At 68.9% G+C, this 26,066-nt stretch carries 24 protein-coding genes; 15 read left to right on the top strand and 9 right to left on the bottom strand.

Translation table 11 applies throughout. The features are described 5' to 3' along the window. Window positions 1-49: 49 nt before the first annotated feature. The 4 genes from htpG to lptB all read left to right on the top strand — a co-directional run bounded on the left by htpG (window position 50) and on the right by lptB (window position 4,503). Window positions 50-1,885, top strand: a complete 1,836-nt coding sequence (gene htpG, locus Q8W67_RS12895; protein ID WP_305546010.1) for a molecular chaperone HtpG — start codon at window positions 50-52, stop codon at window positions 1,883-1,885. A 346-nt stretch (window positions 1,886-2,231) separates the two neighbouring features. Further along, complete coding sequence (lptC, locus tag Q8W67_RS12890; protein ID WP_305546008.1) at window positions 2,232-2,951, top strand: LPS export ABC transporter periplasmic protein LptC; 720 nt, start codon at window positions 2,232-2,234, stop codon at window positions 2,949-2,951. Then, a complete protein-coding gene (locus tag Q8W67_RS12885) occupies window positions 2,948-3,646 on the top strand; it encodes an LptA/OstA family protein (protein WP_305546003.1) in 699 nt (232 codons plus the stop codon). The genes lptC and Q8W67_RS12885 overlap by 4 nt, the downstream gene beginning before the upstream one ends. Before the next feature lie 8 nt (window positions 3,647-3,654). Further along, window positions 3,655-4,503: an LPS export ABC transporter ATP-binding protein gene (gene lptB / locus Q8W67_RS12880; protein ID WP_305546001.1), complete on the top strand. Its 849-nt coding sequence runs from the start codon at window positions 3,655-3,657 to the stop codon at window positions 4,501-4,503. Between the two features lie 65 nt (window positions 4,504-4,568). Here lptB and Q8W67_RS12875 read toward each other — a convergent pair whose 3' ends face one another. After that, the gene (locus tag Q8W67_RS12875) at window positions 4,569-5,720 is read right to left on the bottom strand and encodes a dimethylmenaquinone methyltransferase (protein ID WP_305545999.1); all 1,152 of its coding nucleotides are present in this window, start codon (window positions 5,718-5,720) and stop codon (window positions 4,569-4,571) included. Between the two features lie 217 nt (window positions 5,721-5,937). On the opposite strand from Q8W67_RS12875, the gene Q8W67_RS12870 reads away from it, so the two are divergent. Next, window positions 5,938-7,251: an MFS transporter gene (locus Q8W67_RS12870; protein WP_305545997.1), complete on the top strand. Its 1,314-nt coding sequence runs from the start codon at window positions 5,938-5,940 to the stop codon at window positions 7,249-7,251. A gap of 52 nt (window positions 7,252-7,303) precedes the next feature. Here the strand turns inward: Q8W67_RS12870 and hutH are convergent, their stop codons facing one another. Then, complete coding sequence (gene hutH, locus Q8W67_RS12865) at window positions 7,304-8,941, bottom strand: histidine ammonia-lyase (protein ID WP_305545995.1); 1,638 nt, start codon at window positions 8,939-8,941, stop codon at window positions 7,304-7,306. Window positions 8,942-9,241: 300 nt separating this feature from the next. Between hutH and Q8W67_RS12860 the strand changes: the two genes are divergently transcribed. From Q8W67_RS12860 to Q8W67_RS12840, 5 genes are all read left to right on the top strand, one after another. Then, entirely contained in the window at window positions 9,242-10,345 is a 1,104-nt protein-coding gene (locus Q8W67_RS12860) for a helix-turn-helix transcriptional regulator (RefSeq protein ID WP_305545993.1), read from the top strand. Between the two features lie 232 nt (window positions 10,346-10,577). Continuing rightward, complete coding sequence (locus tag Q8W67_RS12855; protein WP_305545991.1) at window positions 10,578-10,778, top strand: hypothetical protein; 201 nt, start codon at window positions 10,578-10,580, stop codon at window positions 10,776-10,778. 264 nt (window positions 10,779-11,042) lie between these two features. Then, complete coding sequence (locus Q8W67_RS12850; protein ID WP_305545989.1) at window positions 11,043-11,252, top strand: hypothetical protein; 210 nt, start codon at window positions 11,043-11,045, stop codon at window positions 11,250-11,252. Between the two features lie 206 nt (window positions 11,253-11,458). Then, window positions 11,459-11,989: a GNAT family N-acetyltransferase gene (locus Q8W67_RS12845; RefSeq protein WP_305545987.1), complete on the top strand. Its 531-nt coding sequence runs from the start codon at window positions 11,459-11,461 to the stop codon at window positions 11,987-11,989. 234 nt (window positions 11,990-12,223) lie between these two features. Next, a complete protein-coding gene (locus Q8W67_RS12840; protein WP_305545985.1) occupies window positions 12,224-12,841 on the top strand; it encodes a DUF2147 domain-containing protein in 618 nt (205 codons plus the stop codon). Window positions 12,842-12,932: 91 nt separating this feature from the next. On the opposite strand, the gene Q8W67_RS12835 is transcribed toward Q8W67_RS12840, so the two are convergent. Next, on the bottom strand, window positions 12,933-14,156 hold the full coding sequence (locus Q8W67_RS12835; protein WP_305545983.1) for a serine hydrolase: 1,224 nt from the start codon (window positions 14,154-14,156) through the stop codon (window positions 12,933-12,935). 145 nt (window positions 14,157-14,301) lie between these two features. Continuing rightward, a complete protein-coding gene (locus Q8W67_RS12830) occupies window positions 14,302-14,811 on the bottom strand; it encodes a DUF427 domain-containing protein (protein WP_305545981.1) in 510 nt (169 codons plus the stop codon). A 118-nt stretch (window positions 14,812-14,929) separates the two neighbouring features. On the opposite strand from Q8W67_RS12830, the gene otsB reads away from it, so the two are divergent. Beyond that, window positions 14,930-15,673, top strand: coding sequence for a trehalose-phosphatase (gene otsB / locus Q8W67_RS12825; RefSeq protein ID WP_305545978.1), 744 nt, complete (start codon window positions 14,930-14,932; stop codon window positions 15,671-15,673). Window positions 15,674-15,750: 77 nt separating this feature from the next. Beyond that, the gene (locus Q8W67_RS12820; protein ID WP_305546088.1) at window positions 15,751-16,758 is read left to right on the top strand and encodes a glucokinase; all 1,008 of its coding nucleotides are present in this window, start codon (window positions 15,751-15,753) and stop codon (window positions 16,756-16,758) included. 46 nt (window positions 16,759-16,804) lie between these two features. Here the strand turns inward: Q8W67_RS12820 and Q8W67_RS12815 are convergent, their stop codons facing one another. After that, a complete protein-coding gene (locus Q8W67_RS12815; RefSeq protein ID WP_305545976.1) occupies window positions 16,805-18,277 on the bottom strand; it encodes an MFS transporter in 1,473 nt (490 codons plus the stop codon). A 277-nt stretch (window positions 18,278-18,554) separates the two neighbouring features. Here Q8W67_RS12815 and Q8W67_RS12810 point away from each other — a divergent pair, with 277 nt between their 5' ends. Next, window positions 18,555-18,788: a hypothetical protein gene (locus Q8W67_RS12810; protein ID WP_305545972.1), complete on the top strand. Its 234-nt coding sequence runs from the start codon at window positions 18,555-18,557 to the stop codon at window positions 18,786-18,788. Window positions 18,789-18,889: 101 nt separating this feature from the next. Beyond that, window positions 18,890-19,831 (top strand): glyoxylate/hydroxypyruvate reductase A, encoded by a 942-nt coding sequence (locus Q8W67_RS12805; protein WP_305545969.1) that lies wholly within the window; start codon window positions 18,890-18,892, stop codon window positions 19,829-19,831. Window positions 19,832-20,075: 244 nt separating this feature from the next. On the opposite strand, the gene Q8W67_RS12800 is transcribed toward Q8W67_RS12805, so the two are convergent. Then, window positions 20,076-22,058, bottom strand: a complete 1,983-nt coding sequence (locus Q8W67_RS12800; protein ID WP_305545967.1) for an acyl CoA:acetate/3-ketoacid CoA transferase — start codon at window positions 22,056-22,058, stop codon at window positions 20,076-20,078. 568 nt (window positions 22,059-22,626) lie between these two features. Here Q8W67_RS12800 and Q8W67_RS12795 point away from each other — a divergent pair. Beyond that, entirely contained in the window at window positions 22,627-23,475 is an 849-nt protein-coding gene (locus Q8W67_RS12795; RefSeq protein WP_305545965.1) for an oxidoreductase, read from the top strand. A 3-nt stretch (window positions 23,476-23,478) separates the two neighbouring features. Here Q8W67_RS12795 and Q8W67_RS12790 read toward each other — a convergent pair whose 3' ends face one another. From Q8W67_RS12790 to Q8W67_RS12780, 3 genes are all read right to left on the bottom strand, one after another. Next, a complete protein-coding gene (locus Q8W67_RS12790) occupies window positions 23,479-24,048 on the bottom strand; it encodes a ClpP family protease (RefSeq protein WP_305545963.1) in 570 nt (189 codons plus the stop codon). Between the two features lie 285 nt (window positions 24,049-24,333). Further along, window positions 24,334-24,717 carry a hypothetical protein gene (locus Q8W67_RS12785; RefSeq protein ID WP_305545961.1) on the bottom strand — a complete coding sequence of 128 codons (384 nt, stop codon included), beginning with the start codon at window positions 24,715-24,717 and terminating at the stop codon, window positions 24,334-24,336. A 341-nt stretch (window positions 24,718-25,058) separates the two neighbouring features. After that, the gene (locus Q8W67_RS12780) at window positions 25,059-25,568 is read right to left on the bottom strand and encodes a Spy/CpxP family protein refolding chaperone (protein ID WP_305545959.1); all 510 of its coding nucleotides are present in this window, start codon (window positions 25,566-25,568) and stop codon (window positions 25,059-25,061) included. Window positions 25,569-26,066 lie beyond the last annotated feature (498 nt).

The raw sequence follows: 26,066 nt of genomic DNA, 5'->3' as shown, positions 1-26,066 counted from the left end.
GCGCGGGCATATCGCCACCGCGTTTTTCCCCTACGCGGAGGCATCACCCGTGAGCGAGACGATCGAGCGGCACGAGTTCGGGGCGGAGGTGGGTCGGCTCCTCGACCTCGTCGTGCATGCGCTCTATTCCGACCGCGAGATCTTCCTGCGCGAGCTCGTCGCCAATGCCGCCGACGCCATGGATCGGCGCCGCTTCGAGGCGCTGACCTCCGCGTCGAGCGCGCTGCCGCCGGACGCCAAGGTCCGGATCGTGCCCGACAAGGACGCGCGCACCCTGACCCTCTCGGATGCCGGCATCGGCATGTCCAAGGAGGATCTGGCGGCCAATCTCGGCACCATCGCGCGCTCCGGTACGCGGGCCTTCTCGCAGACGCTGGAAGCCGCCAAGGCCGAGGACCGCCCGAGCCTGATCGGCCAGTTCGGCGTCGGCTTCTACTCGGCCTTCATGGTCGCCGACCGGGTCACCGTCACCTCGCGCCGCGCCGGCAGCGACGAGGCCTGGACCTGGGCCTCCGAGGGGCAGGGCAGCTACACGCTCGAACCCGCCGCCCGGGACGAGCCCGGCACCGACATCGTGCTGCACCTCAAGGAGGATGCGGACGAGTATCTCGAACCCTACCGCCTCGACCACCTCGTGCGGAAATGGGCCGACTTCATCACCGTGCCCATCGCCATCGCGCGCGACGGCAAGGACGAATCGGCCAACCAGGGCACGGCGCTCTGGCGCAAGCCGAAATCGGAGGTGACGGAGGAGCAGTACGAGGCCTTCTATCATTCGATCGGCATGAACTTCGACAAGCCCTGGGCGACGCTGCACTGGCGCGCCGAGGGGCAGCTCGAATTCTCCGCGCTGCTGTTCGTGCCGGGCTCCAAGCCGTTCCAGGCGCTCGACAACGACCGGCAGAGCAAGCTCCGCCTGCATGTCCGGCGGATGTTCATCACCGACGAGGCCGAGCTGCTGCCGCCGTGGCTGCGCTTCGTCCAGGGCGTCGTCGACACCGAGGATCTGCCCCTCAACGTTTCGCGCGAGATGCTGCAATCCACGCCGGCGCTGGCCCGGATCCGCCGCGCCGTGACCGGCCGCGTGGTGTCCGAACTCGCGACCCGGGCGAAGGACGCCGAGGGCTACCAGAGCTTCTGGGAGAATTTCGGCGCAGTCCTCAAGGAGGGCATCTACGAGGATTTCGAGCGCCGGGGCGAGATCGCGCCGCTGCTGCGCTTCCGCTCCTCGGCGGTGGACGGCTGGACCTCGCTGCCCGACTACGTCTCTCGCATGAAGGACGGGCAGGACGCGATCTTCTACCTCGTCGCCGACGATGCCGAGGCTCTGCGATCCTCGCCGCAACTGGAGGGCTTCAAGGCGCGGGGCCTGGAGGTTCTGCTGCTCTCCGACCATGTCGACGCCTTCTGGCCGGACCAGCTCGGCACCTTCGAGGAGAAGCCGCTGCGCTCGATCACCAAGGGCGGCCTCGACCTGTCGAAATTCGCCCCCGAGGGCGAGCAGCCCGAGGCGCCGGAGGAGATCGACGCCTTCGTGGCCGCCGTGAAGACGGCGCTCGGCTCCGAGGTTTCCGACGTGCGCACCACCGACCGGCTCGTCGATTCCGCGGTGGTGCTCTCGGCCGGCACCGCCGGGCCCGACCTGCAGATGCAGCGGCTGATGCGCCGCGCCGGACGTGGCGGTGCTTCGCAGCCGGTGCTGGAGATCAATCCCCGTCACCCGCTGATCCGGGCGCTCGCCGCGGCACCCGAATCGGAGCTCGCGCAAGCGGCCGGCACCTTGCTCGACCTCGCGCGCATCCAGGACGGCGACAGTCCGCGCGACCCGGCCGCCTTCGCCCGCACGGTCGCAGCGGCGCTCGCGGCGGCGGTAAGGAGCGCCTAGATCGCGTCTCGCCGCGTCTCGCACCGCTTCGGCGCGAGGGCGTGGGTCGAATCGGGGGCCCGGAGCTGTGACTGATCGGACAGATCGGGTATGGCTCCGGCCAGGATGTCGCAGGCGGCCTGCACCCGCTTCGATCCCGGCTTGGACGCCGAGGGGGCTTTGTGTGACTTCACACACATCCTTGCCGTAAGATTGTAAGTCCGGTTGATCATTCGGAAACTGTCGAGCCATAACTTCGCCACCGGCCCGGGGCATCCCCCGGACGGAGGCGCGGGCGCGGTGGGGGCCGCAGGCGTCTGAGCCGATTCCTCACTCGCGCGCGGGTTGCGCGCCTCACGGACGCTGCATGAACCCGGTCGAGGCTGAAGCCGGCAACGGACGAGCGGTCGCGGCGGCGCGCACGCGGGCCCATGCCCGGGCGTATCGCCACAGCGGGCGCGTGCGGGCGATGCGCCGCCTCATCCCGGTGGCGGCCGGCGGGTCGGTCGCGCTGCTGCTCGCTTATCTGTTCAACCCCTTCGCGGCGAGCCTGCCGGGCGTCTCGGTCGGCCCCGTGACGCTCGCGGGCTCGAAGGTCCGCATGGAGAGCCCCCGGCTCTCGGGGTTCCGCCAGGGTAACCGCAGCTACGAGGTGACGGCCGATGCCGCCCTGCAGGACGTGCGCAAGCCGAGCCTGATCGAGCTGGAGCAGATGCGCGGCCACCTCGCCACCGACGATCAGGGCGGCGTCGCCCGGCTCTCGGCCGCCTCCGGACTGTTCGATACCGCCCGCGAAGCGCTCGACCTGAAGAATGACATCCGCATCTGGACCGACAAGGGTGAAGAGGCACGCCTGCAATCGGCCTCGGTCGCGTTCAAGACCGGCTCGGTGACGTCCCAGGAGCCGGTCACCGTCTCGACTCCGCGCGCCACCGTGAACGCCAGCGCCCTCGACGTCGTCGAGAACGGCAAGCGGATCTCCTTCGTCGGCAGCGTGCACGTGGTCATCGTGAACGATGACCAGGGCGGCAAGGCCCCCGCGCCCATCCTGACCTCGGATGCCGAGCCCGCGGACGGCCGCCGATGAGCCGGCTCAGGACGCTCTGCACCGCCCTGGCGGCCTGCTTGGTGACCTGCCTGGCGCCCGCCGGGCCTGCGCTCGCCGAGAAGCCAGCGGCCAAGAAGGATTCGCCCTTCGGCAATATCGGCGGCGGCGGCAAGGAGCCGATCAAGATCGATGCCGACCGGCTCGACGTGTTCGACCGGGAGAATCGGGCGGTGTTCGTCGGCAACGTCGTGGCCGTGCAGGGGGAGAGCACGATCCGCTGCTCGACCATGACCGTCACCTACAAGCGCGGCAAGGATTCTCCGGGCAAAGGTGCTTCCGGCAAGGATACGAAGGCCGAGACCACGGCGGCCGACGCATCCACCGAGGCCCCAGCGCCGAGGAACCCGGCGGAGAACGGCATCCAGAAGGTCGATTGCGCCGGCCCGGTCACGGTCGTGCAAAAGGACCAGGTCGCCACCGGCGACCACGCGGTGTTCGACCAGGACGCCAAGCGGATCGTGCTCACCGGCAACGTCGTGCTGAGCCAGTGCCAGAACGTCACTCGCGGCCAGCGGCTGGTCTATGACATGAACACCGGCCGGGCGAACATGGACCCGGTGGCGGGCGGGCGCGTCTCGGCCCTGTTCGTGCCCGGCGAGAAGGCCGACAGCAAGGACGGTAAGGCGAAGGGCTGCACGCAGCCGGCGGCCAAGCCGGCAACGCAGGTCAATTGAGCGGCGCGATGGCGTTCCGGGCTGGGCCGCAGGAAGCGGCGGGCCGCACGACCCTGCTCGGCCGCCTGTTCGGCCGGCGCGCGAGCCCGGCTGCCACCGAGGCGGTCGAGGCAGCCGCTTCCGAAGAGGGCGGTCCCGGCATCCTCAGCGTGCGCGGCCTGCGCAAGAGCTACGGCGCCCGCACCGTCGTGCACGAGGCGGGGCTCACGGTCCGCACCGGGGAGGCGGTGGGCCTGCTGGGGCCGAACGGCGCCGGCAAGACCACGATCTTCTACATGATCACCGGGCTGGTGGTCGCCGATCGTGGGCACATCACCCTGGACGGCCTGCCGATCACCCACCTGCCCATGTACCAGCGGGCGCGGCTCGGCATCGGCTACCTGCCGCAGGAGGCCTCGATCTTTCGCGGCCTGACCGTGGAGGACAACATCCGCGCCGTGCTGGAGGTGGCCGAGCCCGACCGCAAGGAGCGCGCCCGCAGGCTCGATGCGCTGCTCGAAGAGTTCGACATCGCGCGCCTGCGCAAGGCACCCTCCATCGCCCTGTCGGGCGGCGAGCGGCGGCGCTGCGAGATCGCCCGGGCACTCGCCTCCTCGCCGACCTTCATGCTCCTCGACGAGCCCTTCGCGGGCATCGACCCAATCGCGGTGGGCGACATCCAGGATCTCGTGAAGCACCTCAAGCAGCGCGGCATCGGTGTGCTGATCACCGACCACAACGTGCGCGAGACCCTGGGCCTGATCGACCGCGCCTACATCGCCCATTCCGGCCGCATCCTCACGGAGGGCACCCCGGAGGAGATCGTAGCGAACCCGGAGGCGCGGCGGCTGTATCTGGGCGAGGATTTCAGGCTGTGACGGCCTGAACCGGACGCCCGGACCCGTAGCGCCCCGGCGACGGTCCTGTTCCGCCGCGACGCCCCTTACCCCTTCCAGTTCTTCAGCGCCGCGAACGGGCTGTTGGCCTCCGGAGGCTTCTCCGGGTTGAGGACCGGCTCGACCTGCGCGATCGCGTCCGCCATCGAGAAGGCCGAGCCGCTCTGGAGCCGGCCGCCGGCCGCGTCGCGGTGGCCGCCGCCGCGGAACAGGCGGGCGCCGTCGAGCGCCGTGCCGTCGTTGGAGCGGAACGAGAGCGTGCCCATCCGCTGCACGTTGACGACGCGCTTGGCCCGGCCGGCATCCATGATCAGGTCGGAGACCCGCTGGAACGTGCCCGAATCGAGGGCGAAGGACAGCAGCGTACCGTCCTTGAGCGGGCGGAACAGGGCGTCCGAGCGGGCGAGCGCCCGGGCCAGCCGCATGCGGGTGGTGAGCGCCGGGTCGTCGTCCGGTGCATCGCGCAGCAGGGCTTCGACCACGTCGGCGCGGATCGCCAGGGCGCGCCGCTCCAGTTCGGCCGGGCTCGCGCCGTCTCGCAGGGCCGCGGCGGCCCCGACAAGCAGGCCGGACACGAAGCTCTCGTGCCAGGGATGGCCCACGGGGACGAAGCTCGAGACGGTCTCCCAGAACAGTTCGTCCAGCGCCAGGCCTCCCGGAAAGGCCGGGCTGTCCTTGCGCCAGAGGTCGACGGCGTCGATCGCCGCCAGCAGGGCGGACAGGTCGGTGGCGGGTTCGTGGGTCGCGAACAGCGACCGATGATCGAAGGTCATCCGGGTGGCGCAGACGCCGTCGTCGATCAGCACGGCGATCTCCGGGTCGCCGAGGTCGATCCGGCTCAGGCCCGGCCGCTCCCCGTCGGCCGCCGGCTCCAGCCCCTGGCGGCGCAGCTGATCGAGCGAGGAGGCGTGGTGGTCGAGGACCACGAGCCGGTGCTTGCCGCCTTCCTCGCGGCGGCGGTTCATCGCGGCGAACTTCTTCAGGCCCGCGATGGTCTGCTCCTCCAGGCCGAGGTCGGTCATGAGCAGGGTCTCGCGCTCGCCCGTCCGGCCGAGGCGCCTGATCTCGTCCTCGAAGACCGGGCCGACATCGCTGTAGCGCGGCACGTGGACGACGCGCTCCACCAGGGCGCAGGCGGACGCGACCGTGCAGGCCCCGTAGCCGTCGAGGTCGTGATGGGTGATCTGGATCAGGCGCACGCGGGGCGGTCTCGAACGGTGACGGATCCGGGGGGTCTACGACGCCGTGCGGCGCGAGGCGAGGGGTGACGGGGTTGCCGCCGACCGGCGTCGCCGGGCTCCGCAATCTTCCTCCCGGTCGCATTCGGTGCAGAATGCCTTCGGGACGTCCCGAGTCGGCAAACGGCCGGTCGGACCCGGAGCGCCGGACAGGTGCCCGTCTGCCAGGGGGGACAAGATGGCCACGGCCGCTTCGCTGCGCGTGAGGCGCGTTCAGACGATCTCACTCGTCCTGCTGGTCACGACCGGGGTGGTCAACTACGTCGACCGCGCAACCCTGGCGGTCGCCAGCCCGCTGATCCGGCAGGATCTCGGCCTCTCGATCCCCGATATGGGGCTGCTGCTCTCGGCCTTCCTGTGGGCCTACGCCTTCGCACAGCTTCCGGCCGGCGCGATCGCCGACCGGCTCGGGCCGCGCCTGACGCTCACCATCGGACTGAGCTGCTGGTCGCTGGGCCAGATGCTGGGCGGTGCCGTGACCTCGTTCTGGCAGTTCGTGGGGGCACGCATCGTGCTCGGCCTCGGCGAGGCGCCCCACTTCCCGACCTGCGCCCGGGTCTCGCGCGACTGGTTCAACATCCGCCAGCGCGGCACCGCCACGGGGATCTGGAACTGCGCGTCCTCCCTCGGCACCTTCCTGGCCCTGCCGCTGCTCACCGCGCTGATGGTGGGCCTCGGCTGGCGGGCGATGTTCGTCATCATGGGCGCGGCGGGGCTGGCGCTCGCCGGCATCGTCTACCTGGTGTTCCGCAACCCGCCCGAGGTGAACCTCACCCCGGCGGAGCGCGCCTTCCTGGAGGAGGGCGACGCCCCCGAAGCGGACCGGCGCGTCACCTGGAGCGCGTGGAAGCGGCTGTACCGCTACCGCACCAGCTGGGGCATGATCGTCGGCTATTTCGGCTGCATCTACATGACTTGGCTCTACACCGCGTGGCTGCCGAGCTACCTCGAGATCGAGCGGCACTTCACCCTGCAGAAAACCGGGATCATCGGCGCGATCCCCTTCGCCTTCGGGGTGCTGGGCGGGATCCTGGGCGGCCGTGTGGTCGACCTGCTGGTCCGGCGCGGCGTCGATCCGATCCGCAGCCGCAAGATCCCGATGGTGTCGGCCCTGCTGGCCACCGCGGCGTTCACCGTGGTTGCCGCCCTGACGCCGAGCGACACCCTGGCGATGGCGTGCATCTCGGCGTCGCTGTTCCTGGTCTACATCAGCTCTTCGGCCGCCTGGGCCATGGCCTCGGTGGCGGCGCCGGCCAACTGCACCGCCTCGCTCGGCGCCATGCAGAATTTCGGCGGCTACATAGGCGGCGCCCTGGCTCCGACCGTGACCGGCTTCATCGTCGGCGGGACGGGCCACTTCTCGATGGCCTTCATCACGGGCGCGGTGATCGCTCTGGTGGCGGCGATCGGATACTGGACGTTGATCCAGGAGCCGATCGCCGCCGAGGCGCAGGCGGACCACGTCGTCGGCAGCCTCACCGCGGCCGCGTGACCGCACCCGCCCCGCCGATCCGGGATTGGCGCGGGCAAGCCGGTCCTGCCACCTATTCCAGGGGCCCGACCGCCGCTTCGACTGCCTCCAGGATCGCCCCGGACCGCACCAGGGCGACGGAAGCGGCGATCTCGGTGTGGTACCAACGGTCCCCCGACAGGGCCGGGGGAATGACGGCGCGCACCGCCTCGAGGGCCGCCCGGGTGCCGGCGCCGAGCGGGTGCTCACGCGCCACGGATTCCACCAGGGAGAGGGCCTGCGCCGCCATCAGGATCTCGCCGGCCACGATCGTCTCGACGTTCTCCACCACCGTGCGGGCCTTGCGGGCGCACCACGTCGAATTCGACACATGGTCCTCGGCGTTGGACTTGCCGGGGATGGAATCGACCGAGCCGGGCATCGACAGGGTGCGGTTCTCCATCACGAGGGCCGACATCGAGCACTGCACCGTGGCGTAGCCGGTGTTCAGCCCCTTCTTGCCGGCCAGCAGGTTGCGCGGCAGCCCATAGCTGAGGGTCGGGTCGATGAGGCGAGCGAGCCGCCGTTCGCTGATCGAGCCGAGATCGGTGGCGGTGATCGCCAGAAGGTCCATCGCCTGGGCCACGTAGGCGCCGTGGAAATGGCCCGCCGAGATGCAGACGTAGCGCTCCCCCGCCGCCTCGGGGACGATCAGCGGGTTGTCGGTGGCCGCGTTGATCTCGGTGCCGATGATGCCGTCGATATAGGCCAGGGCCTCGCGCACGGGCCCGTGCACCTGCGGCGCGCAGCGCAGGGAATACACGTCCTGCACCCGAGGCGGCGGTGCCGCCCCGGGTGCCCGGGCCTCGTCCGGGAACAGGGTTTCCCGCGCCTCCGGGGTGCAGCGCTCGGAATCACCGAGCAGCCTCAGCACGTTGCGGGCGGTGGCCGCCTGGCCCTTGTGGGGGCGCGCACGGTGGACGCGAGGATCGAACGCCGCCTTCTCGGCCCGCAGGCATTCCAGCGTCAGGGCCAGCGCCACCTCGGCGTGCTTGAGCACGCGCTTCATATCCTCCAGGGCGATCACGCCCAGTGCGAGCGAGACGGTGGAGCCGTTGATCAGCGCCGAGGCATCCTTGGCCTCCAGGGGAAAGTCCGTCGCGAGACCCGCCGCTTCCAGGGCGGCCCGGGCCGGCATCCGGCGCCCGTCATGGAACGCCTCGGCCTCGTCGAAGCCGCAGATCGCGGCCGCCAGATAGGCCAGGGGCGCGAGGTCGCCCGAAGCGCCGACCGAGCCCTTTTGGGGGATGACCGGCACGATGCCGGCATTGAGGCAGTCCAGCAGGCGGTCCACCACCGCCACCCGGGGTCCGGAATAGTTCGACGCGAAAGCGTTGGCGCGCAGGAGCATCGTGGCTCGGACCGCCTCGGCGTCGAACGGCTCGCCGATGCCGGTGGCGTGCGCGTAGACGGTCAGCCGCTGGTAAGCCTCCATCTCGTCCATGCGGACGCGCTGGTCCTTGAACAGGCCAACGCCGGTGTTGAACGAGTACATCAGCGGTGCATCGTCGTGCATGAAATGCGCGTCGATATAGGCCCGCGTATCCGTCAGCGCGGCTCGCGCTTCCTCCCCCAGCGCCGCCCTGGCGCGGGCGCCCGTGCGGTCCGGCCGAGCGACGGCCAGCACGGCCGAGGCGGTGAGGGAATGGCCGTCGATCGTCGTGGTCATCATCGGTGGCGTCCCCGTCGCGTCATCCTGTCCCGGCAGGCGCAGCATGAACCGGGCCGCCGTCCGGAAAGGCTGAGGCCGGCCGGCCCCCGCGCGTCAAGTCGTTTTTGAGCGCTCGGACCGGGGCCGGTTGAGCAATCTTGTTTGAGGGGAATCTAATCTATATCAAAATACGTCGGAGACGCTTGCTTTAGTCTTATGTTCAGTATAAAAATTTATAACGTAATATATCCGAGATACTCTGTTGTTCTAAAGGTGCCTCAGCATGGATCGCCGCCATCCGCCGCCCCGGGGCCGTGCGTCATGCTGGGCCTGAACCGCGATTCCGTCCCCCGGCTGCGGGACGATCTGGAGGCCACCTTCCGGGAGGACCTGGAAGAAGCGGTGATCGACCCCGAGCGCTGGCCGGATCTGATGGAGCGTGTGTCGCAGGCGGCCGGCAGTGAGGGCGCCCTGCTCCTGCGCAGTGACCATACGGCGCTGGACGCGCTCGCGACGGCCTCACTCGCGCCGGCGTCGCGCCGATACTTCGACGAAGGGTGGCACCGCGACGATCACCGCCTCCGCGGCCTACCGATGATGCGCACGCGCGGCATCGCGGTCGACCAGGACTTCACCACGCTCGAGGAGATCAAGCGGCTGCCCTACTATCAGGACTTGCTGGCTTCCCGCGGCCTGCGCTGGTTTGCCGGGATCGGCTTCGAGGTGAAGGGGCGGCTCTGGTGCCTGTCCCTGCAGAGGACTGTGGCGCAGGGCCCGTACGAGCCGCACGAGCAGGAGCGCCTCGCCACCCTGTCGCCGCTCCTCCGACGCGCGGGGCTCCTCACCGCGATGGTCGAGAAGGCCCGGCTCGCCGGCCTGTCACAAGCCTTCGACCTCATTGAGCGCGCCGCCATGGTTCTGGATTCCGAGGGCCGTTCGCTGTGCTGGAACGAGGCGTTCGGCGCGCTGCTCGGTCCCGACCTGAAGCTCTCTGGCGGGCGCCTCGTCGCCGAGGAAGCGGAGGCCGCGCGGCAGCTGGAAGTTTTGACGCGCCCCTGTGGGCGGCCCCCGATCTCCGCGGTCGTCGTGGCGCGCCGGGATGCGCCGCCGATCGCCATCCACGTCGTCCCGCTGGTCGGTCCGAGCCGCGGGCTCTTCGCGGGGGGGAGCACGCTGCTGGTCGCCAGCGTCCCCGGTGCGGCGCCTCTTCCTGCCGCATCCATCCTCCAGGCAGCCTTCCGACTGACGCCCGCGGAAGCGCGTCTCGCCCAGGCCCTGTCCGGCGGCACCACCCTCGCCGAGGCGGCGAACCGTTTCGCGATCACCGCCGCCACGGCGCGCTCGCAGCTGAAGGCGATCTTCGCCAAGACGGGCGCGACGCGCCAATCGGACCTGCTCCGTCTCGTCATGGGGCTCGCGCGCTAGAGCATCACTCCGAAAAGGGGCGGCCGGCTTTCGGGAAGCGGCGGTGCAACGCGCTCGCGTGCGCCGAACCGCTGTCCATCCCGCCCGGCCGCTCTGCGCAGGCCTCGCAAACGCGTCTTTCGGCTTCGCGGCGACGACCAAGGCTGACGACGCGACCGTCCGTTCCCGACGGGTCCGGCGGAACGAGTCGGCCCGCGGCGCCGTTTCGAAGGACAAATCAGGAGAACACTCGATGACCTATCGGATCGCACTCGCCTCGACCCTGATGATCGGCGCCCTCCTGGGCGGCGCGCCCGCCGAGGCGAAGGGCTGCCTCAAGGGGGCGGTCGTCGGCGGCGTCGCCGGGCACATGGCGGGTCACGGAAAGATGGGCGCCGCCGCAGGCTGCGCGGTCGGCCACCACAACGCCAACAAGAAGGATAAGCAGGGCTGATCGGGGCCCCATCCGACCCGAGCGCCGGGATCGCCATCGCGGCGATCTGACGGGTTCCGCCGTGATCCGCGAAGCCGGATCCCCACCCGGGGGTTCGGCTTCGTCGCGTTTCGAGGGCGGCCGCTCCCTCCGGCCCGTGGTCGACCATCCTGCACCCGACGGGCCCGTATTCTTGACCCTTCATTTGAGTTGTTCTAATTAAGAACTGTCGGCGAGCGATCCGAGATCTGGCTCTCGCTCCGGCGACGATCATGGAGCGATACGATGGCCGGTTCCGCGAATGCCGCTTGTGAGAGCTGCCGCTTCTTCGAAGATCACAAGCTCAACGGCGCCCAGACGCAGGGCGACGAGGGCCTCTGTCGTTTCAATCCGCCGGTCAGCCAGCCGGCGCCGCAATCCAAGGGCCTGTGGCCGGTGGTCGCCTCGAAGGACTGGTGCGGTCACTTCACGGCCGAGATGACCGCTGCCGAGTGATCGCACGGCGCACCGCGCCGCTCGGAAGGTGGGGTCGTCTCTGACGCCGATCCCACGTAGGACAGCGGCGCGACCTGTCCGCGCCGCCGTTCGGCCCTGTGATCGGGCGGCATCGTCGCGGCCGCAGGGTCGGCGCTTCGGCGAAGCAGGCGGGACCGGGTGATCGGGCGTTGCCGCTGGGGTCCGAGCGCCCGTATGCTACCGACGTGACTCACACGATCCGCCCGGCGACCGAGGACGATATCCCGGCCGTCACCTTCATCTACGGAGATGCCGTCAGCACCGGCACGGCCAGCTTCGAGACGGAGCCGCCGACGCTGGAGGAGATGGCTCGCCGCTTCGCGGTCCTGCGCGCCGGTGGCTTCCCCTATCTGGTTGCCGTCAAGGACGGCACGGTCGCCGGCTACGCGTATGCCGGTCCCTATCACCAGCGCGCCGCTTACCGCTCCACCGTGGAGGACTCGATCTACGTCTCGCGTGGATCCAGGGGCAGCGGCGTCGGCCGGACCCTGCTCGCGGCGCTGATCGAGGCGAGCGAGCGGATCGATTGCCGGTCGATGGTCGCCGTCATCGCCGACAGCGGCTCCCTCGCCTCGATCGCGCTGCATGCGAGCCTCGGCTTCGACCGGGTCGGCACCCTGGTGGGTGTCGGACACAAGCACGGTCGCTGGCTCGACGTGACCCTGATGCAGCGCCCCCTCGGCGCCGCCTGGAACGCACCCCCGTCGCGCGTCTGAAGCCCCCGCACGTCACGCGACGACGCCCCGCGAAGCTTCAGCCCTAGGCTGCGCCGTCATGATGCGGACAACTTCGCGCGAGAGAGGGCGGGCAGGATGCGCAAGCCGCCCGGTTCTCGGCCCGGCGAGCGCGCGATGACGCGAGGACACGGGGCTTTCCGCGCGCCGGAGCGGCGACGCGACGGCGGGCTGTCTCATCTCCATCAGAGCTTCGCGAGGCATAGGAGTTCGAGTATGACGTTTTTTTCGACCGGCCGCCGGGTGGCGCCGCTCGCGTTCCTGGCACTCGCCACGGTCGCAGCCCCGGCGCGCGCCGCGACTCCGGCCGACCCCAGCGGAACCTACCTGACCGAGGACGGCCGTGCCCGCGTGCGCCTTGAGAAATGCGGTGCCGCCAATGACCGGCTGTGCGGCTACGTGGTCTGGCTGAAGGTCCCGCTCAGCGACAAGGGAGAGCCGCGGGTCGACTTCAAGAACCCCGACCCGAAGAAGCAGACGCGCCCCTCGCTCGGCCACCAGCTCATCATGGGCCTGAAGCCGAATGCCGACGCCCATTACGAGGGCAAGATCTACAATTCCGAGGACGGCAAGTCCTACGACGTCACGATCTGGACTGACGCCCCCGGCGAGCTGACGGTGCGGGGTTGCCTGATCGCCTTCCTGTGCAAGTCGCAGACCTGGACCAAGGTCACCGACCTCGCCCCCGGCCAGCTCGCCGGCCCGACCAACGGCCCGAACGGTCCGCACAGCGACCCCGAATTCGTCACCGCTTCCGCGCCCAAGCCGACCGCCAAGACGGGCGCGAAGTCGGCCCCGAAGCCCGCGGCTCCCGAGGCGCCCGCTCCGCAATGAGCCGCGTCGGCGCTTAGCGCACGGCCCGGTGGCGTTGCCATCGGGCGGGGCTCGGGGCCCTGCCGGGAGGATACGCTTCCGCGGCGAGCGCTCAGTCGTCGAGCGCCGCGTAGGTCAGGACCCGCAGCTCCCGCCGGATCGGCAGCGCCGAGGACGGCACGAGCTGCGTCATCAGCACGACCGAGAGGTCCTCGGCCGGGTCGATCCAGAAGGCGGTCGAGGCCAGGCCGCCCCAGGCGACCTCGCCGGGCGTGCCGAGGATCTGAGCCCGGGCCGGGTCGAGCATCACCGAGAAGCCGAGGCCGAAGCCGATCCCGGTATAGGAGGTCTCGGCGAACCGCGGCGTACCCATCGCCGCAAGATCTCCCGGCAGATGGTTCGCCAGCATCAGCGCGACGGTCTTGCCGCCGAGGAGCCGCGCGCCGTCGAGTGTGCCGCGATTGAGGATCATCCGGCAGAAGCGCTGGTAGTCGGCTGCCGTGGAGACGAGGCCGCCACCGCCCGAGGCGATCGCCGGCGGCCGCGCGAAGGCGGTTTCCACCGTGTCGTCGAACAGCCTGAGCCGGCGGTCGCGGTCATACGCGTAGGTCGCGCAGAAGCGCGGCATCAGATCGGGGCGGACGTAAAAATCGGTATCGACCATGCCGAGCGGGCCGATGACTTCGTCCCGGAGGTAGTCATCGAAGGGCCGGCCGCTGAGGGCGGCAACGTACTGGCCGAGCACGTCGGTGGCGACACTGTAGTTCCAGGCGCTGCCGGGCTGTGCGAGCAGCGGCAGCGCGGCGACACGGGCCGTCATATCGGCGAGGCTGCCCTCGCGGGCCAGGAAGTCGACGCCGTGTTCGCGGTACTGCGCGTCGACGAGCGTCGCCTCCATGAAGCCGTAGGTCAGGCCCGCCGTGTGAGTGAGCAGGTCGCGCACCGTGATCGGCCGGCGCGCCGGCTCGGTCTCGATCTTCGCCCGGTTGCCGCCCACGGCGACGCGCATCTCTGCGAATTCCGGCAGGACACGGGCGACCGGGTCGTCGAGCTGGAACAGGCCCTGCTCGTAGAGCTGCATCACCGCCACCGAGGTGAGCGGCTTGGTCATCGAATAGATCCGCGTCACCGTGTCGAGGGTGAACGGCGTCCCGCGGGCGAGGTCGGCTCGACCGCAGGCACGGGCGAAGGCCACGCGGCCCCGGCGCGCCACCGTGACGGACAGGCCTGCGAGCCGGCCGTCCGCGACCAGCCGGTCCATCCACGGCTCGATCCGCGCGAGCCGGTCCGGGCTGAGCCCGGCGCCCTCCGGGTCGATCTCGGTCAGTGCGCTCATGACGTCTCCTTCGCGGCCGCGGGCCCGGACAGGATCGATGGGGCGCTCTCGGCCGGAGTGGAGAGCAGTTCGGCAGAGAGCGCCTTCAAATGGAAAGCGCAACGGTGACGCGTTCGGGCGCGCCTCCGGCGAGCGGACGAGACAATCACCAACCCATCGTGCCGGGGGCGCCCTTGAACGGGCCGACGATCCCGGGGGTGATCCAGCCGCCGTAGAAGGTCCCGGGCTGGGGCGTGACCAGGGCCTCGCCGACGAAGCAGGCATCCATCGGCAGGGCGTAGAACGCGACATAGCCGGCGATCTTGCCGAAATCCGCCGTCGGCTCGGGGTAGGACCAGGCGGCGCTCGGTGCCAGCCGGTCGCCGCCGCGCACGTCGAACAGCACAGCCTGCCCCTTCCACTCGCAGATGCCGCCGCGCCGCGGGTTCGAGAGCACGCCGGCGGTCACGTCGCCGGGCGGCAGGTAATAGGTCGGTGGATGGGTCGTCTCCAGCACGCGGTAGCCGTCGCTCGTCCGGGCGATCTCCACGCCGCCGAGCACCACCCGCAGCCGTTCCTTCACCCGCTCCAGACGGGGCGGCCGCGGATAGTCCCAGACGCTCTCCTCGCCGGGCTTCGTTGGATCGGGAGTCGGGCGGGCTAGGGGACGTGCCATGCTGGGCTCTGCATATAGCGTATCAGAAGTGAGAAATGGAGCGGCGTGCGCTGCCGTTTGTCGGAAGGCCGCCCCGTGTTAGCTCGTCCCCGACGCTCACGGCCCGGGATCGCCCGCGATGGACATCGCTCTCTTCCTCGACTTCGATGGAACGCTCACGGAGATCGCGCCGCGACCGGACGCCGTCCAGGTCGCGCCCGGGCTGGTGCAGACCCTCGAACGGCTGCGCGACCGGCTGGGCGGGGCGCTGGCGATCGTGACCGGCCGCCCGGTCTCGGTGATCGACGGCTTCCTCGCGCCGTCGCGTCTCGACGCGGCCGGGCTGCATGGCGTCGAGCGCCGGATCGGCGGGACGCTCTCGGGCGCGAGCGCGGAGGACCACCCGGAGCTGCGCCGGCAGGTCGAGCGTCTGCAGGCGATGAGCCGCCCCCTCGCCAACGTGCTGATCGAGGATAAGGGGGCCTCGGTGGCGGTGCACTGGCGGCTGGCGAGCGCCACCGACGCGGAACGCGCCGAGGATCTGGTCAGGGAGGTGGCCGATACCCTCGGCGGCGCCTACCGGCTGCAGCTCGGCAAGGCGGTCGGCGAGATCGTGCCCGCGCTGGCGACCAAGGCCCACGCGATCCGCGCCTTCATGGAGCAGCCCCCCTATGCCGGGCGCCGCCCGGTCTTCTTCGGCGACGACCGCACCGACGAAATCGCCTTCGCGTCGGTCGGCGAGGACGGCGGTGTCGCGGTCCGTGTCGGCGACGGCGATACCTTGGCCAGCCGTCGCCTGCTCGACCCGGCCGCCGTCCGCGCGCTCCTGCGCGAATGGGGCGAGCGGGGCGCCATCGATCCCGAGGCCCTGCCGCCGGCCTGAGGCCGCCCTATCATCCGTCCCGCTGTGGCAGGCCTGCATCCTGCCGTGTGACTCAGCAAACACAGGGCAACCAGTCGATGTTCGAGTTTCCGGTCCTGGTCGGCGACATCGGTGGCACGAACGCGCGCTTCGGCCTCATCGAGACCAAGGGCGCCAAGCCCCGGATCCTCTCGCACGAGGCGACGGCCGACCATCCCGATCCGTCGCACGCCATCAGGGCGTCCCTCGCCCGGGACGGGGAGCGGGCCCCCCCGCCGCGCTCGGCGATCCTGGCGATCGCCGGACGGGTCGACGGGCCGGAGATCCAGCTCACCAATGCGCACTGGAAGATCGCCGGCGAGCGCATCGCGGCGGATTTCGGCCTCTCCACCGCGGTGGTGGTCAACGACTACGTGCCGGTGGCGGCCGGTGCCGCCGACATCGCGCCGAACGACCTGACACCGATCGGACCCTGTCCGCCCGTGCCGGGCGGTGCGCGGGTCGTGCTCGGGCCCGGCACCGGCTTCGGCGCGGCGGCCCTGGTGCCGTATGCCGCCCATCTCGCCATCGTCTCCACCGAGGCCGGCCACACCGATTTCGGCCCTACGGACGCTTTCGAGGAGTCGGTCTGGCACGCGCTGGAGCGGGTCGAAGGGCGCGTGACCGTCGAGGCGGTGCTGTCCGGGCCCGGCCTGTCGCGGCTGCACGCGGCGGTTGCGCATGTCCGCACCGGAAGGCCGCACGAGAAGATCGACCCGGCGGCGGTGACCGAGGCCGGGCTCAACGCCTCCGACCCGCACGCCGCCGAGACCCTGAAACTGTTCGGCCGCCTGCTGGGCCGGGTCTGCGGCGACCTCGCCCTGACCTTCCTGGCCACCAGCGGCATCTATATCGGCGGCGGGATCGCCCCCCGCATCGTCAAGGTGCTGGCGGAGAGCGGTTTCCGCACGGCCTTCGAGCGCAAGGCGCCCTTCGCCGAGATGATGCGCAAGATCCCGACCAGCGTCATCACCGTCCACGACCCCGCCTTCCAGGGCCTGGCTGCGCTCGCGAACGAGGGCCGGCGCTTCGTCTACCATGGGCAGGTGTGGCGGAAGGATGGGTGACCGGAGCCGTCGGGCGCCTCACCGGGACGCCTGACGGCTTCGATGCCTACACCGCCGCCAGCGGCTTCGAGACGTCCTCCAGGGACCGGCCCTCCGCGGCCGTCCCCCAGATCCCGCCGACCACGGCTGCGACCAGCATGAGCACGGCTCCGAGGCCGTAGCCGAACAGAACCCAGTCCCGGGAGCCGGTCTCCACCAGGCTGCCGAACAGGAGCGGCCCCGAGACGCCGCCGATGCCGGTGCCGACCGCGTAGAAGGCCGCGATGGCGAGCGCTCGGATCTCCAGCGGGAAGGTCTCTGAAACCGTGAGGTAGGCCGAACTCGCCGCCGCCGAGGCGAAGAAGAACACCACCATCCAGGCCGCGGTCTGCCCGACCGGCCCGATCACGTCGAGCCGGAACAGGAGGCCGACGGCCATGAGCAGCAGCGCCGAGATGCCGTACGTGAAGCCGATCATCCGGCGCCTGCCGATCGTGTCGAACAGCCGCCCCAGCAGCAGCGGACCCAGGAACGAGCCGAGCGCGAAGGGCAGCAGGTACCAGCCGACGCTGTTGCCCGGTACGTCATAGAAGCGCTCCAGGACCAGCGCGTAGGTGAAGAACAGGGCGTTGTAGAAGAACGCCTGTGCCACCATCAGCGCGAGGCCGACCATCGTCTCCTTGCGGCTCGTGACGAACAGGGCGCGGAACACGTCCGAGATGGGGGTGTGGTCGCGGGTGCGCACCTTCATGCGCTTGCTCTCGTCCACCGGCGGCAGCGTGACGCCCTCGTCGGTGAACCGCTTCTCGATGCCGGTGACGACCCGATCGGCCTCCGCGGCGTAGCCATGGGTGGCGAGCCAGCGCGGGCTCTCGGGGATCCAGGTGCGCAGCAGCAGGATCACGAGGCCGATGGCGCCGCCCGTAAAGAAGGCCACCCGCCAGCCCCAGGCCGGATCGATCACCTCCGGCCGCAGCAGCACGATCGACATGAACGAGCCGAGCGCGGCGCCGATCCAGAACGAGCCGTTGATGACGAGGTTGGTCCAGCCGCGCACCCGGGCCGGGACGAGTTCCTGGATGGTCGAGTTGATCGCCGTGTACTCGCCGCCGATCCCCGCGCCGGTGAAGAAGCGGAAAAGGCAGAAGCTCCAGACGTTCCAGGACAGGCCCGTGGCCGCCGTCGCGATCAGGTAGAGGGCCAGCGTGATGAAGAACAGCTTCTTGCGGCCGATCCGATCTGTGAGCCAGCCGAAGCCGAGCGCGCCGGTCACCGCGCCGACGAGGTAGCAGGAGGCGGCGAGCCCTACGTCGAACTCGGAGAACGACATCGGCGGCTTGCGCAGGGCGCCCACCAGGGAGCCCGCCAGCGTCACCTCCAGACCGTCGAGCACCCAGGTGATGCCGAGTGCCACGATGACGAGGACGTGGAAGCGCCCCCACGGCAACCGGTCGAGACGCGCGGAGATGTCGGTGTCGATCACCCGGCCGATCTCCGCACGCTCCGGAGTCCCGGTTCTCCCCTCGACCTTGCTCGCCATGCCTCTGCGTCCTCCCGTTCGCGTCGTTTACCGTGCCTCCTGAGTTCGCATTTACCGCGACTCGAGACAGGTGTTGGGAACAGGTCGGGAATCGATTCGGTTCGATCCCGTTTTCACGCGCGGCGGGCAGTGTCCGTTTTGCCACGCTCCCGCATGCCGGTCCGGCCTCCACGTCGGCGGAGGGCGCTGTGGCCTGCTCCCGCGGTGCCTTGCCATGCCTGTCCATCCCGTTCCTGCCCGACGCCACCCCTGGATTCGGTCCATCCTTCTTTCCGCGATGACGCTGGCGGGGCTCGCCACCGTCCCGACCGAGGGCGCGGATGGCCATCTCGAACGTCCGAAACCCCGCATCCAGATGGCCGGCGCCGAGCACTGGCGCCTGCGGCCCACCGAGGCGGTGGTGCCGGTGCCGAGGACGACCGGCAGCCTTCGCAAACGGTCCGAGACCGCGATCCCCGAGGACCGCCGCCGCGTCCGCCTGGTCTACCCGGCCCTCGTCGAGGCGCGCTGATCGCGCGGCGCCCCGGCCGGCTTGCCGATCCGGCCCCGCCGAGGCACAGCGCCTGCATCGTCCGCGCGGGCGGGTGATCGAGACGCGTACGGAGTTCCAGGATGGCGGAGGCGGTCGCGCTGGTCGGGTGCAGGAATCCGGCGCAGGAGGCGGAGTACCTGAAGGTCCTTTCGGCGGCGATGCCCGAGGAGCGGCTCGTGCCGTTCCGCGCCCTGGATGACGCCGGGCGCGCGGCCGCGCAGGTCGCCATCGTGGCGAATCCCGATCCGGCCGAGGTCGCGGCCCTTCCCGGCCTCGTCTGGGTGCAGAGCCTGTGGGCCGGCGTCGAGAAGCTCGTCGGCGCCTTCGACCGGCCGCTCCCGATCGTCCGGCTCGTCGACCGGGAAATGGCCCGCACCATGGCGGAGGCGGTGCTGGCCTGGACCTACTATCTCCAGCGCGACATGCCGGCCTACGCGCGCCAGCAGCACGGCCGCATCTGGCGCCCGCATCCCTATCGCAAGCCCGCCGACACGGTCGTCGGCCTGCTCGGCCTCGGCGCGCTCGGTACCGCGGCGGCCGAGAGGCTCGTCGGGGCCGGGTTCCGGGTCGCCGGCTGGAGCCGCACGCCGAGGGCCGTGGCGGGGATCGAAACGGTCCACGGCGCGGACGGGCTGCCGGGCCTGCTCGGCCGGTGCGATATCCTCGTCTGCCTGGTTCCGCTGACGCCGGAGACACGCGGCCTCGTGAATGCCGAGCGGCTTTCGGCCCTGAAGCCCGGGGCCGCGCTGATCAACTTCGCCCGTGGGCCGATCGTGGTCACCCAGGATCTGATTGCGGCCCTCGACAGCGGACATCTCGCACATGCGGTGCTCGACGTGTTCGAGGTCGAACCGCTGCCGTCCGAGTCCCCTTTGTGGTCCCACCCGGGCGTGACCGTGCTGCCGCACATCTCCGGCCCGACCGACATGGACTCGGCCTCCGCCACGGTGGCCGCCAACCTGCGCGAATACCGCAGGACCGGACAGCCGCCGCAGGGCGTCGATTCGGGGCGAGGTTATTAGCGGTCGCTATCCGGAGCCTTCGGCTTCGGCAGCAAGGGGCTGAGATTTTTCCGGTTCCCTCGCGGCGAGCGGCCAGGGGTCGGGCGGTTCTGGATGCGGTGACCGGTGCCCACTGGTGAGCCCCGACCGCCAATGCGGCCCCGCAATGGCTACAGGCCGGACAGGCTCGGTCCCGTCCGGCCGATGCCGCGAGCACCAGCATCCCGGCCGAATTCTCAGACGTGGTGCCCCGTTCCGCGCGCCCTCACGCCGCCGAGGCGATTGCCGGCGAGATCCGCTTGCGCGCCTTCTTGTCCTCGGTGCTGCCGAGGAAGGCCTGGGCCTCCTCCTTCCGCTCGAAGACGTGGGGGGCCACGCCACGCTTGGTCAGCGCCTCCTCCATCTTCAGGCGCAGGAAGGCGCTCGTCACGTAGCGCGTCGTGGTCGCGTAGTAGTTCGCCTGGAGATACTGGATCATCCCGGCATAATCGTCGATCAGGTTCTCGTTGAGCCGGAAGCCGTCGTGGTTGATCACGGCGTTGACCCGCTGGCCGGCCTTGCGGCAGGCCTCGACGATGGTCATGCGCAGCTCGTCCATGTCGCTCTTCACCCGACAGTGCCAGCCTTCCAGGTTGATGAAGAGGATGTTGCGCTCGCCGTCGTAGCTGATGCGCGACGTGAGATCGAGGTTGAGCAGGTCCGAGAGCAACTCCATCGGCTCGTCGCGGAAGATGCGCGGGTCCATCGGCACCGGATTGCGCACCACCGGCTTGAAATCCATGTGGGCGAGGATGTCGCGCTCGATGTCGATGCCGGGCGCAACCTCGATCAGCTCCAGCCCGTCCGACGTCAGCTGGAAGACGCAGCGTTCGGTCACGTAGAGAACGGGCTGCGCGCGTTCGACCGCGTAGGGCCCGGAGAAGGTGTTCTGCTGCACTTGGGCGACAAACTTTCGGGCCTTGCCTTCACTGACGATCCGCATCCGGCCGTCGTCCACGGCGATCTCCAGGCCGCCGGCCGTGAAGGTGCCTGCGAACACGACGGTACGGGCGTTCTGCGAGATGTTGATGAAGCCGCCGCAGCCGTTCAGCTTCCCGCCGAACTTCGAGGTGTTGACGTTGCCCGTCTCATCGCACTCGGCCATGCCGAGGCAGGTCATGTCGAGGCCGCCGCCGTCGTAGAAGTCGAACATCTGGTTCTGGTCGATGATGCAGTCGGCGTTCGTGGCCGCGCCGAAGCTCGATCCGGAAGCGAGCACCCCGCCGACCGCTCCGGCCTCTGTGGTGAGCGTGATGTAGGGGGTGATCTTCTCCTCGTTGGCGACCGAGGCGATGCCCTCCGGCGCGCCGACGCCGAGATTGACCACGCCGTTCGGCGGCAATTCGAAGGCGGCGCGCCGCGCGATGATCTTGCGCTCGTTGAGCGGCATCCGCTTGATGCCGGTCACCGGCACGCGGATCTCTCCGGCGAGCGCGGCGTCGTGCATCACCCCGTAATTCATGCGGTGCATCTCGGGCTCCGCGACGACGACGCAGTCGACGAGGATGCCCGGTACGCGCACATCCTTGGGCAGCAGGTAGCCGTCGTCGACGATGCGCTCGACCTGGGCGATCACGATGCCGCCGTTGTTGCGGGCCGCCATGGCCTGGGCGAGGCAGTCGAGGGTCAGCGCCTCCTTCTCGTAGGAGAGGTTGCCGGAAGGGTCGGCGGAGGTGGCGCGGATGAAGGCCACGTCGATCTTGGTGGCGGTGTAGAACAGCCATTCCTCGCCATCGACTTCGACGAGCTTGACGATGTCGTCCGTGGTCAGCTCGTTGACTTTGGCGCCGCCGTGGCGGGGATCGACGTAGGTCTTCAGGCCAACCTTCGAGAACAGGCCCGGCTGGCCGGCGGCGCAGGCCCTGTAGAGCTGCGAGATCACCCCCTGGGGCAGGTTGTAGCCGCGGATCAGGTTGTCCTGCGCCGCCTGCGCGACCTTCGGCATGCGCCCGAAATTGGCGGCGATGACCCGCGAGAGCAGGCCGTGATGGTGCAGCCGGCCAGTGCCGAGGCCTTTGCTGTCGCCGGCACCCGCCGTCATGATCAGGGTCAGGCCGCGCGGCGAGCCGGTCTCGACGAAGCGCTTTTCCAGAGCGGCGTGCAACGCCTCCGGGATGCAACTCTGGACGAAGCCCGTGGTGGTCACGACGTCGTTCTCACGGATCAGCGCGATCGCCTCGTCCGCCGTGATGACCTTGTTCTTCTTCATGGAGCCCGCGATCTCCCTCCGGTCCGATAAGACGGCCCGCCTCGACGCCCGCCGCCACCGAGCATGTCACCGGCCGGTGGTGCGGCACCAGATCAGGTTCAGGCCGCACGGCCGACTGGATTCTGTATACAAGCAATATTGCAATGCAGCGATGATTTGCGGCATTGCAGTAAAAGCATGTCTATCACACGACAGTACCTCAGAACAGGATAGGCGTGCTGCTGAAAAAGTCTTAGAGGACCTGTGAGAAAAATTGCGCCGCATCGATGCGTTTGACCCCGCAAGCCGCGAGGTCGGGCCGGCGTCGTCCTGAACGTCGGCCGCTGCCGCCGACAGACTGCGCGCGCTGGCCGACCGCGAGCCGCGGGCGAAGGTCGCCCCGAGCGAGGCCTCGGATACGGCGCGGACGGCCCGCGTTACCGGCAGGGGGCACGTCGTGTGGGCGGATGCCGGCTCCGGCATGCGCCGCGCGGATCGAACGGCGCTGATCGCCTACCTTCTCTCGGTCGACCGGCTGACGGAACCGGCGGCGACGCCCTGACCAGGGCGCAAGGAAACGGAACGCACCATGACGCAGAACACGAATCCGGTCTGGTTCATCACCGGCTGCTCCACCGGCTTCGGCCGGGACCTCGCCAAGCTCGTCATAGCACGGGGCTGGCGCGCGGTGGTCACGGCCCGCGACCGGGCCAAGGTCGTCGATCTGGCGCGGGGCGCCGAGGATCGGGTCCTGGCCCTGTCCCTCGATGTCACCGAGGCCGGCCAGATCGCCCAGGCTGTGGACGAGACCAATGCGAAATTCGGCCGGATCGACGTGCTCGTAAACAATGCGGGCTACGGCTACCAATCCTCGATCGAGGAAGGCGAGGAGGACAAGATCCGCGCGCAGTTCGACGCCAACGCGTTCGGACTGTTCGCCCTGACCCGGGCCGTGCTGCCGCTCATGCGCAGACAGCGCGCCGGCCACGTCCTCAACGTCACCTCGGTGGCGGGCTTCGTCGGCTTTCCGGGCTCCGGCTACTACGCCGCCACCAAGCACGCGGTGGAGGGCTTCTCCGACGCGCTCTCTGCAGAGGTCGGGCCGCTCGGCATCCGGGTGACCTGCATCGAGCCGGGGCCGTTCCGCACCGACTGGGCCAGGCGCTCCCTGGTTCAGACGCGGAGCACCATCCCGGATTATGCCGAGACGGCGGGCGCGCGCCTCAAGGCCACCGCGGAGAAGAGCGGCACCCAGGCCGGAGACCCGGTGCGGGCCGCCGAGGCGATGATCCGGGTGACCGAGAGCGAGAGCCCGCCACGCCACCTCGTGCTCGGCGCCTGGGGCTTCGAGGCGGTCACGGGCCGGCTGAAGCAGCGTCTCACGGAGATCGAGGCTTGGCGCGAGACGAGCCTCGGGGCCGATTACCCGGCCGCCTGAGCGTCAGATCACCGCCTCGATCAGGCCCCGCGACCGGGCTTCCTCGGCCTCGAGGTACCAGTTGGCGGGCGCTTTCTGCAGGACCTCGTCGAGGCTCACGTCCGAGCCCCGGACGAGGTTCGAAAAGCCCTCGTTCTGGATCACGATGGAGCATTCGATCTCGTGGAGGGTCGCCTGCACGGAGGCGAGGCAGGTGGTGAGCGGCCCCTGGACGTGGAGCTGCTTGTCCATCTTGCGCTCGTGGATCATCAGCCGGGTGCCGCGGGTGAGGTAGCGGTTCGGCCGGGCGAAGAAGCTCATGAAGGTGGTGCCGGCCGAGTAGATCGCCGCCTTGCCGAGGAAGACGAACCGCCGGTCCGGATTCATCGCGCTGTGATAGCGGATGTCCTCGCCCATCATCCGGGCGACCTCCGGGTCGCCGCCGAGGGTCGACAACTCGATCACGACGATCTCCCGGTCGCCCGCTGCGCCAAACTGGCGGCGGAAATCCCGATACATGTCGTAGTCCACCGGGCCCGAGAGCAGCACGGCGGGCGTCCGGAAGGCCGTGGGGCCGAGGGGTGACGTGTCCATGTTGATCCTGATCGTGCCGCCGGCGCGTTCCGTCAGGGTGAGATGACGGTCCGGCCGGCTTTCTGAAGGCATGGATCATACCCGTCTCAGACCGGGATTGTGTGATCTCGCCTGAACGCTCCGCGCCTCACCGAGAACTGGGCACGCTGGTGCTCACCCTCACGCGCCGACCCGGGTGGAGGTGCCGATCGCGCTGAGGATGCATGTCACGCACGCGGACTCATCCGTGTGCGTGGCATGCCCGGACGTGGCACGGTTCGGTTCGATCTGCGGGCAGGCGACGCCTCAATAACCGTAGGGCCGGCAGACGCCGGAATAAGCGTCGTAGTAGCGGTACGGACCGCAACCGCCATAACGCCGGGCACCATAGGCCGCGGCGGCACCGGCTCCGACGGCCGCCGCGCCGTAACCGTACGGCCTGGCCCGGTAAGCGTAGCGCCCGTATCCACCGCGGTATCCGCCATAGGCGCGGTATCCGCCGCGATAGCCGCCCCTGTACCCGCCACGGTATCCGCCCCGCACGCCCGCCACCCTGGCGCCGTGGAAGCCGCCCCCGTGGAAGCCGCCGCCCCGAAAACCGCCGCCACCGCGGAACGCCCGCGCGTCCGCGGTGCCGACAGTCATCACCAGCGCGACGATAGCCGCGAATGCAAAAGCAAGTCGTTTCATCACACCGCCTCCTGGTCGGATTTCAAGACGTCGATCCCGACTGTTCACAATGCCACCCGGAACTGGGCGCGAGAGGTTGCCAAGCTTCGGGTTATCCTCGGGCGGGCGAGAACGTCGGGCTGAAAGCGCCCCTGATCCCGCGGGACGGGCGGTCGATTTTCGATGCCGGACAGAGCCATCCTCGATCTCACGTGACCACGGTCTTGCTCTGACCTGTCGAAATGGTCCGCCCTGCCATATGGATTTGAATGAAGGGCGGACCCGATCGTTCAAGAATGTCAAATCCGCATTCTTATTATGCGTTCGAATCGTCCGATGAGGATCACTCGACAGATAGCCGATCAAGACTCATCGTCATCGTCATCTTCATTCTGCAGGCGGCGACTTTCTATGCCGTCTCTCATCTCTCGCAGCGCATAAATGGTCAGTATGCGCATCCTCAGCTTCTGGGTCGGATCGAGAGTCTGATAAAGCGGCTGCCAAGCGTCGGCCAGGTTCTTGAGATTGGTCGCCCGCTGAGATAAATTATCAGCGCGGTCGCGCAGGAATTCGATCGGATCTCGGCGTTCCGTCCGAGGGGTCGCCAAAATTTCGAGGCGTGCATGCCGAGCCTGGCTCCGGGCCCTGATAGCATTTTCAACCGCAGGCCAATATTTTGCCTGGTCTGGCGTCAATTGTAAGGCGGTCTTGACGAGATCGATGCGGGCGTCGGTGAGTGCTTTCCAATCCACCGCATTCAGTATTTCTTTTGCACGTTCTTGTACATGAGTGGCTAAAACGCCCTGTGCGTGCAGGCCGCTTGATGAGACGCTCAATAACGACGAGAATCCAATGAGAAGGAGTTTTTTCATCGTTTCCTCCTGCTTTCAATGTATGGCCCCCTGCAGATGCGATTGAGAAGCACGCATCTGCATGCAATCGTCGCTCAGGCCGGGGGTGAATAGTGATTATACTTTTAAATTTAAATTGTATTTGACCTAGATCAATGAGTAATAAAAACCTGCATTCGCCACGATTGCTGCTAAGGTCAAGGCGACATATTAACATACTTGATAGCTGTCGAATTTGTGCTTGAGTCGAGCGTCCGGGTGAGGCTCTGAAATCGAATTCTTTAAAATCGATCAACAATATCGCTTAAAAATGCGATTAAGATTTGAATAAATTCGTAAATCAGTATTGATAAAAAATTTGATGTAAGTTTTGCTAAAATTCTGATTTAATCTATAAAATTGCACTGATATATCGACGCCGTGACAAGGCAACTCATCGGATAGGCGATCATCGCGGTGGGCCCCGCTCGGCCCAAGTATGCGACAGCCGGGAACCGTGCCCGATCGCGTTGCCATCGA

Origin of the sequence: Methylobacterium sp. NEAU K, from assembly GCF_030700285.1 — a bacterium.
Classification (GTDB): Bacteria; Pseudomonadota; Alphaproteobacteria; order Rhizobiales; family Beijerinckiaceae; genus Methylobacterium.
This window is presented reverse-complemented; position numbering and strand designations above follow the sequence as displayed.

Bases quoted from the DNA above. Each gene is read 5' to 3' on its own strand.
- Q8W67_RS12810 (WP_305545972.1), top strand. From the start codon at position 18,555: ATGACGCTGGCGGGGCTCGCCACCGTCCCGACCGAGGGCGCGGATGGC.
- otsB (WP_305545978.1), top strand. From the start codon at position 14,930: ATGGACATCGCTCTCTTCCTCGACTTCGATGGAACGCTCACGGAGATC.
- Q8W67_RS12840 (WP_305545985.1), top strand. From the start codon at position 12,224: ATGACGTTTTTTTCGACCGGCCGCCGGGTGGCGCCGCTCGCGTTCCTG.
- Q8W67_RS12830 (WP_305545981.1), bottom strand. From the start codon at position 14,811: ATGGCACGTCCCCTAGCCCGCCCGACTCCCGATCCAACGAAGCCCGGC.
- Q8W67_RS12785 (WP_305545961.1), bottom strand. From the start codon at position 24,717: ATGAAACGACTTGCTTTTGCATTCGCGGCTATCGTCGCGCTGGTGATG.
- Q8W67_RS12860 (WP_305545993.1), top strand. From the start codon at position 9,242: ATGCTGGGCCTGAACCGCGATTCCGTCCCCCGGCTGCGGGACGATCTG.
- Q8W67_RS12800 (WP_305545967.1), bottom strand. From the start codon at position 22,058: ATGAAGAAGAACAAGGTCATCACGGCGGACGAGGCGATCGCGCTGATC.
- Q8W67_RS12805 (WP_305545969.1), top strand. From the start codon at position 18,890: ATGGCGGAGGCGGTCGCGCTGGTCGGGTGCAGGAATCCGGCGCAGGAG.
- lptB (WP_305546001.1), top strand. From the start codon at position 3,655: ATGGCGTTCCGGGCTGGGCCGCAGGAAGCGGCGGGCCGCACGACCCTG.
- lptC (WP_305546008.1), top strand. From the start codon at position 2,232: ATGAACCCGGTCGAGGCTGAAGCCGGCAACGGACGAGCGGTCGCGGCG.
- Q8W67_RS12835 (WP_305545983.1), bottom strand. From the start codon at position 14,156: ATGAGCGCACTGACCGAGATCGACCCGGAGGGCGCCGGGCTCAGCCCG.
- Q8W67_RS12815 (WP_305545976.1), bottom strand. From the start codon at position 18,277: ATGGCGAGCAAGGTCGAGGGGAGAACCGGGACTCCGGAGCGTGCGGAG.
- Q8W67_RS12780 (WP_305545959.1), bottom strand. From the start codon at position 25,568: ATGAAAAAACTCCTTCTCATTGGATTCTCGTCGTTATTGAGCGTCTCA.
- Q8W67_RS12790 (WP_305545963.1), bottom strand. From the start codon at position 24,048: ATGGACACGTCACCCCTCGGCCCCACGGCCTTCCGGACGCCCGCCGTG.
- Q8W67_RS12870 (WP_305545997.1), top strand. From the start codon at position 5,938: ATGGCCACGGCCGCTTCGCTGCGCGTGAGGCGCGTTCAGACGATCTCA.
- Q8W67_RS12850 (WP_305545989.1), top strand. From the start codon at position 11,043: ATGGCCGGTTCCGCGAATGCCGCTTGTGAGAGCTGCCGCTTCTTCGAA.
- Q8W67_RS12855 (WP_305545991.1), top strand. From the start codon at position 10,578: ATGACCTATCGGATCGCACTCGCCTCGACCCTGATGATCGGCGCCCTC.
- Q8W67_RS12820 (WP_305546088.1), top strand. From the start codon at position 15,751: ATGTTCGAGTTTCCGGTCCTGGTCGGCGACATCGGTGGCACGAACGCG.
- hutH (WP_305545995.1), bottom strand. From the start codon at position 8,941: ATGATGACCACGACGATCGACGGCCATTCCCTCACCGCCTCGGCCGTG.
- Q8W67_RS12795 (WP_305545965.1), top strand. From the start codon at position 22,627: ATGACGCAGAACACGAATCCGGTCTGGTTCATCACCGGCTGCTCCACC.
- Q8W67_RS12885 (WP_305546003.1), top strand. From the start codon at position 2,948: ATGAGCCGGCTCAGGACGCTCTGCACCGCCCTGGCGGCCTGCTTGGTG.